The organism is Candidatus Methanoperedens sp. BLZ2 (assembly GCF_002487355.1).
In the GTDB taxonomy this organism is placed as follows: domain Archaea; phylum Halobacteriota; class Methanosarcinia; order Methanosarcinales; family Methanoperedenaceae; genus Methanoperedens.
Window position 1 is genome coordinate 1 of sequence record NZ_NTMG01000011.1, and the last position, 6468, is coordinate 6468.

General features: G+C 35.4%; 7 protein-coding genes. 6 read left to right on the top strand and 1 reads right to left on the bottom strand.

The features are described 5' to 3' along the window. The coding region (locus tag CL181_RS19955; RefSeq protein ID WP_176504986.1) for a hypothetical protein at nucleotides 1-627 on the top strand (627 nt) is incomplete at its 5' end. A 355-nt stretch (nucleotides 628-982) separates the two neighbouring features. Here CL181_RS19955 and ribC read toward each other — a convergent pair. Beyond that, nucleotides 983-1444, bottom strand: coding sequence for a riboflavin synthase (gene ribC / locus CL181_RS00570; protein ID WP_097297306.1), 462 nt, complete (start codon nucleotides 1442-1444; stop codon nucleotides 983-985). Nucleotides 1445-1687: 243 nt separating this feature from the next. Here ribC and CL181_RS00575 point away from each other — a divergent pair, with 243 nt between their 5' ends. The 5 genes from CL181_RS00575 to CL181_RS00600 all read left to right on the top strand — a co-directional run bounded on the left by CL181_RS00575 (nucleotide 1688) and on the right by CL181_RS00600 (nucleotide 6301). After that, nucleotides 1688-2011 (top strand): hypothetical protein, encoded by a 324-nt coding sequence (locus tag CL181_RS00575; RefSeq protein WP_097297307.1) that lies wholly within the window; start codon nucleotides 1688-1690, stop codon nucleotides 2009-2011. Then, nucleotides 2011-2379, top strand: coding sequence for a DUF2283 domain-containing protein (locus CL181_RS00580; protein WP_097297308.1), 369 nt, complete (start codon nucleotides 2011-2013; stop codon nucleotides 2377-2379). Before CL181_RS00575 ends, CL181_RS00580 begins: the two co-directional genes overlap by 1 nt. Nucleotides 2380-3436: 1057 nt before the next feature. After that, nucleotides 3437-4078 (top strand): hypothetical protein, encoded by a 642-nt coding sequence (locus CL181_RS00590; RefSeq protein ID WP_097297310.1) that lies wholly within the window; start codon nucleotides 3437-3439, stop codon nucleotides 4076-4078. Nucleotides 4079-4216: 138 nt separating this feature from the next. Continuing rightward, on the top strand, nucleotides 4217-5509 hold the full coding sequence (locus CL181_RS00595) for an IS701 family transposase (protein WP_394336507.1): 1293 nt from the start codon (nucleotides 4217-4219) through the stop codon (nucleotides 5507-5509). Nucleotides 5510-5542: 33 nt separating this feature from the next. Next, the gene (locus CL181_RS00600) at nucleotides 5543-6301 is read left to right on the top strand and encodes a phospholipase D family protein (RefSeq protein WP_097297311.1); all 759 of its coding nucleotides are present in this window, start codon (nucleotides 5543-5545) and stop codon (nucleotides 6299-6301) included. The last annotated feature ends 167 nt before the right edge of the window (nucleotides 6302-6468 follow it).

Below are 6468 nucleotides of genomic sequence, written 5' to 3' on the forward strand. Positions count from 1 at the left end.
GCTGCGCTAACACATCTTTGCTCTACAAAACAGGAGGAATTAAAGCAGGCTTCGGAGGAAATTGAAGCTCTTGCCGGTGACCTTAAAAATAAACTCTCAGGAGTAGTTGCCAGGAAGACAGAGAAAAGATTCTGGACAGTATCCATAGGAAATGAATCCCATGATCTTGTCCGGGAGACTATCTCAGGCTCCCAGAAGGAATTGCTGTTCTTCCTGGCTTCGAGAATGACCTCAGAGAGAATTAAAAAAGTTATTTTGAAAGAGAATTATGATGGAATTATGGAGGCTCTTTATGATTCCGTAAAAAAAGGTGTTGAGGTTAAAGTAATTCTTAACAATAGCGTAGATTTCAATGAGCTTGAAGATTCACCGATCATCAAAAAACTGATGAGGCATATCGGAAAGGAATTCAATTGCCGCCTTGCTACGATCCCGGCTACGCCTTTTGATATCATCGATGGGGAAAATATATTGCTCCAGATGCTGAATCCCCTGAATCCCGATGAACTTTTTGCCGTGGTCAATATAAGGGATGAAAAACTTGCCAAAGAACTGAGGAGTAAATTCTTCACAATATGGGACAAGGCAGAAGTGTATTTAGGGAAAAATACTAACACAAAAATATAAGAAAAAAATCGTAAATTATATATACAACGATGATGTTGCAGGAGTTGCGATGGGCAGGTCATTTTTTATATACACTAACCCCCACTCCCCAACCTGTCCATCGTAACTGGTTTTTAGGATATAATATTGATACGAAGTTTGAAACTATTATTCAATACACGTAAAATTTTTTTATAGTACACAATGGTTCTTTGAGCGTCAACTTTAAATAGAATAATGTATTAAGAGTGGTACGATGGGCAGGTAATCTAATTTTATACTAACCCCCACTCCCCAACCTGTCCATCCTTTTATTCATAATCATTACAGGGTGAATCTTCTCTTAATCAAGGACTGTAACCAACATTTTCAGAAATTATCTTATCGACCCAACATCAGCAAAACCCTGTCTCTGTCCGGTGCCGGCTTCGCGCTCTAATTTATCTTTATTGAAAAGGAGTTTAATGACATTCTGTGCATGTTCGCGGGTTCTTTTTTCCATCAGCCATGCAAGCTCTTTTTCATCCTTTCCTTCATCTTCATGCACGAAGACTTCAATGATGTGAGTGTTGGTCATCAATTGTGCCTGTATTATCCCCTGTGACGCCTCATGCGCACACATTTTGTCGATTGGCTGGGAGCCGGGCATGCCAAGCGCCATCACAATATCACATTTTTTCTTTTCGATCAATATCTTGCATGCCACAGGAAGGTCTTTTACTCCGGGAACAGTATAGCGCTCTATCTGCACGGAACCATTTTTTCGCAATTCATCAATCGCGATCTTCCCCATATTTATCCGGGAAAAAGTTGTATCAGCTATTCCGACTTTAGGCATATATATTCAGTCAAAATAGCTTTTAACATATATTAAGCATTAACTTATTATTAATTTTCATGGGTTTTATAAAAAGTCTTTTTTAGTTCTGCAAATTTATATTTATTCTTGGAAATACTATAAATTCGTTGTTGAATATATTATATTAAAAATATTAGGTATTGTAAATAAAAATAAGGCTAAATTTATATATGTTTGATACTCAGTAACGATTGTTTTGGTATTGTAATAACGGATGATACTTTGGATATCGATAATATTCTTGAATGCCTAACGAAAATTACTATTGATGATTTACATTCAACAAGTCATTTTGATATAAGGGTCACTCAACGTAAGAATAATTTAATTCAGGATGCAAATAGTATAAAGTTAATAATCCTAAAAGATAAACCACTTGGAATTTTAAAACAAGATGATAAAAAATTCAAACTTTTATACAAATTAAATGATGATTATGATTTAGTGGTAATTATAAGTAGTAGTAGTAACAATCCTAATCTTAATTCATTTAATTTGGTTACTTATTTCATAGAGACGTCTAATAAAAGGAAGCGTGAAGAATAATGCATCAAACATTTACGAATAAATATGATTATGATTTACAAAATGATAGTATTTTCTTTTACGTTAAGGGTAAAAAATACAAATCTTCTATCGAATTTGACGGTATAGTTCTTGATTTGAACGAAGACGCTGATATAATAAACCTTGAAATCTTAGATGCATCCAAAAAATTTAATGCTTCAAAACCTGAACTTCTTAATATTAAACACTTTGATGCGGTTATAGAGGTCACCAAAGAAAACATAAAAGTAACTATGAAACTAGAAGTCCTCAAAAGAAATAAATTATTTCCCAAGGTTATTGAAGCACTGACGGCAAATATTTTGAATCTTCCGTCAAGTATCCAAGGAATTGCTGTCACTTGTTAATATTTTATAGACACATTCAAAAATCTAATCAAATTGTGGTGAATGGTTATTCTTGGTTTTAAAATGGATGCGTTTTTAAAATATCCAGAGCCTTATTTATAAATTAATGGTAAAAATCACACCACTAACATATACCATCTACTAATTCTCACGCGAATTCGTGGGATTGATACGCGCCGCACTAAGCACGCCGCTCAGGGGGTTTCGGGCACAGCCCGAATCCACGGGCGGACGGCGTATTTACTGCGGGAGGTTTGGCGACAGCCCTGCGCTGGACAGTCGCGGTTTGAGACTTCCTATTATTTTCTGGTTTGAAAACCACAGAGAGCACAAAGGACACAGAGAAAAATGGCAACGCTCTGTGCTCTCTGAGTGCTCTGTGGTTGATTACCTATACAAATATTCCTTTTCCCTATAGAGGATGCGCAAAACAATCATCGCCCTTCCGTTCACGCAAAAAGAAATCCGTCGCCTGCCTGCCCTTTATCAAATGCGGTGCGCCCAACTTGAAGGTTTGCCCTGCGGGTATGCTTGACCACTTGCGGGTGGGAATAATATATTTCTGCGGGGGCGCAGAGAAACAAACCATCAAGAGGCGCACCGCATATATCTTATCAGGGCGGGCAGGCGATAGGGCGACAGATATACTCTTTTTGAATGTTCCACTGCAGAGAGGGCGCATGAGAAGTATGTAGTTCATTAAGAGGGCAGGTCAGGGCTCCAGTGCGCTGGATACCTCTATTCTGCCCTCCGGGTTGTTCTTGGTTATCTGTCTGTAGCGTTCAGGCTGTTTCCATGTGTCAAGGAGGGGATGTTGTTGAGAAATATACATCCAAACATCAGATAAATATCATTCAAAACGACTGCTGGATATCTTATACAGTAAGTCCGGGGTTTAGTGACTGCGGAATCTGAAGTACAGGAAATTAAAATATGTAGCATTCAATAAAAAAATATAGAATACTAATTAGATATTCTTTATAACAATCGATATTAATAATATCAATAATGCATATCATATGAACGGCTTTAAATTATCCTAAATGAATTGGAAGATATGAGCTCAATTAATTTATATATAGACAACTTTGAAAAAATTCAAAAAGGTATCATTTGGCTAAAAAATGAAATTGAATATTCTGAAGAAAAAATACAAAGAAAAAAGCAAGAATTAATAGATAAACACGGGGAGAAATCAATTTTAATTCAAGGTGAACTCGACCGACTTGATACAATATTAGAACTAAAATGTGCTCCCAAATATTTTCTTCCTATTTTCGTATTAAGTATTTTCGATGACAAAATTGTCGAGAACTTTAAAAAATGTGCTGAAAATGAGAAATTCTGGAGTTATGAAAATCTTGATGCTTTTATGGAAGGCGAAGATCGTTTATATTTTTGGAATTTTCTTTATGAAATGGGATTTTCATCAAACAAATACTTCAAGAAGTATTTTGACTATTTCAAAAAGAATGTCACTGAGGAGGGGAGATTTTGGAATGAAATTGATCAAGTATGCCTTTTAAGGTTATTAATATCAATGGAACCAAAAAGTCCTATAACACAAAAAGTTTTGAATTATTGTTTGGAGAATAATTTTCAATTAATGGACCCACTTTCAAGCAGTATTTTCATTTTAGCATTGACAGAACTTAATTACTCCAAATTTTCAAAAATAATTAATGAAGGTTTAGCTTGACATTGTCACATTAGCTACCCTATTATATTTTGATTGCCCACCTAAATATGGGGAGTATATATCAAGAGATTTTTCAAACTTATAAGAGAGGATATAATACGGGCAAGAACCGAATTAAAGACTTACCATAATCAATTCATACCACGTTTTAAGACAAAGACACACAAAGTTATAGAGCAATCCAAAAAATATCTCTCTGGATGCTTAACTGTACAAAAAAGGGGGACAATGACAGAAATCGCAAAGACCGTTCCGAACTGTAATAATCAATCACTTCAGCACTTTATATCAGACTCACTATGGGATGAGCAGGGTCTCATATACGATATTCAGGACCGTTTAATCGAACTGATCGGTGATAAAGAAAATGGATCTCTTCAGTTAGACGAATCAGGGTTTCCAAAACAGGGCAACAGTTCAGCAGGAGTACAGCGGCAATACTGTGGAAGGCTTGGGAAAAAAGAGAATTGTCAGGTAGGAGTTTTCTTGGGTTATGTAAACGATAACAAGAGGACATTAATCGATAAACGTCTTTACATTCCTGAGGATTGGGCAGGTGATATTAAACTCAGAAAGAAATGCGGTATTCCTGAAGATTTAGTTTTTGAAACCAAAGCTGAGCTTGGGCTTGAGATGATACTTGATGCCAAAAGACGATATATTCCCTTTGGTTGGATTGGAATGGATTCTTTTTATGGGCAGCAAGCATGGTTTCTTGCTGAGCTTGAAAAAGAAAGAATTGTTTACATTGCTGACATACCATGTGATACAAGAGTTTGGTTGAACAAACCTGATGTAGGGATACCACAGAAAAATGGAATTCGAGGACGGAACCCAACAGTCGAAAAAGTTCTTGATAATAATAACCCGATACGAGTAGATAAGTTAGTAAACGAATTAGATTCTTCACAGTGGCATAGAGTATTTCTACGGGATTCTGAACGAAAAGAAATGTGGTGTAGGCTTGCGTATCTGCGGGTTTTTCCAGTCAAGGATAAATTGCCAGGTGAGGAGTGCTGGCTTATTATTCGAAGAAATGAGGGTGAGACTGAGACAAAATACCAGTTCTCAAATACTCCGACTGATACAAGCATTGATAGGATTGGAAAAATGTCTTGTAGCCGTTATTGGATTGAGCGTGCTATTGAGGATGCTAAAGGGGAGGTAGGTTTGGCTGATTATGAAGTAAGAGGCTACATCGGCTGGAATCACCATGTAGCTATGGTTTTTATGGCTATGCTGTTTCTTCTTGAGATGCAGGGTAAATGGAAATCGAAAGCACCACTGCTTACTATTTGTGATGTGAGGGAGATTTTTGAAGTTATTATGCCTAAGAGAAAGGTGACTGATAAAGAAATCTTGAAATTGATAAAGAAAAAACATAAAGCACGGTACTCAGCTAAATTATCGCATCATATAAGAGGGAGGTAATCTGACAAAGTCAAGTTAGAATTTATTAAAAATATGCAAACTCAAGATGGATTTTGGAACAAAGAGGAATCTTATAAGTTTGAAGCGACTTTCTTTTCTATCAAAGCAATCTGTAGGGTGGTTGGAAAAAATGATGATAAAATAAATAAGGCAATTCATTCTTTCTTAAATAATCAAGAACCTAATGGTAATTGGGGAAATAAATTTGACACCTGTTATGCAATGTTAAGTTTGTTATCAGTATCTCCTCCATTTTCAATAACCACTGAAGAATTCATGTTCGATAAAATCTTGCATGAACAAGAAATGATTTTTCATAAACCTTATTTTATTCATACTTCACCAATTTATGATGAAAAAAAGTTTGTGAAGGAAATATATAATAAAACTCGAGAAATATTTAATAATGCAAATGAAACAATTCGGATAATATCACCTTATATTGATATGCTTTATGAAGATATTATTGATCTAAAAAACAACAATCCATCACTCAACATTAAAATTATCACTAGACCAAAAAAGGATGCCAATAAAAGACTAAGGGAAAGAATAGCGAAAAATGTATTGGATCTTTTAGAAATAGGTACTAAGGGAAATTTAAGAACTTCAGAGGTGATTCACTCAAGATTGATAATTATTGATGATAAAGAACTTATAATTTCTTCTGCCGACCTAACTAGGGAAGGACTATATGATGAATTCAATGCAGGTATCTACACTACGGACGAAGATACAATAAGAAATTGTATTGACTATTTTGAGAATATATGGGAAATAATCAAAGAGTAAGATAATAAAACATATCATTGCCGATACAATCATAAAAGCCCCTTCCGCTTAATGTAGCCGGGTAAGAATGGTTCCTAACCTTTCGGTTTAAATGAATTGAGCATCGCTTTGAATTGGGAGTGTAATCTTTTTTGCTGATGCTTCTATTATGTAATAGAAATATTATA

Excerpts from the sequence above, each read along its gene's own strand:
- ribC (WP_097297306.1), bottom strand. The coding sequence starts at position 1,444 with ATGCCTAAAGTCGGAATAGCTGATACAACTTTTTCCCGGATAAATATG.
- CL181_RS00580 (WP_097297308.1), top strand. The coding sequence starts at position 2,011 with ATGCATCAAACATTTACGAATAAATATGATTATGATTTACAAAATGAT.
- CL181_RS00590 (WP_097297310.1), top strand. The coding sequence starts at position 3,437 with ATGAGCTCAATTAATTTATATATAGACAACTTTGAAAAAATTCAAAAA.
- CL181_RS00600 (WP_097297311.1), top strand. The coding sequence starts at position 5,543 with ATGCAAACTCAAGATGGATTTTGGAACAAAGAGGAATCTTATAAGTTT.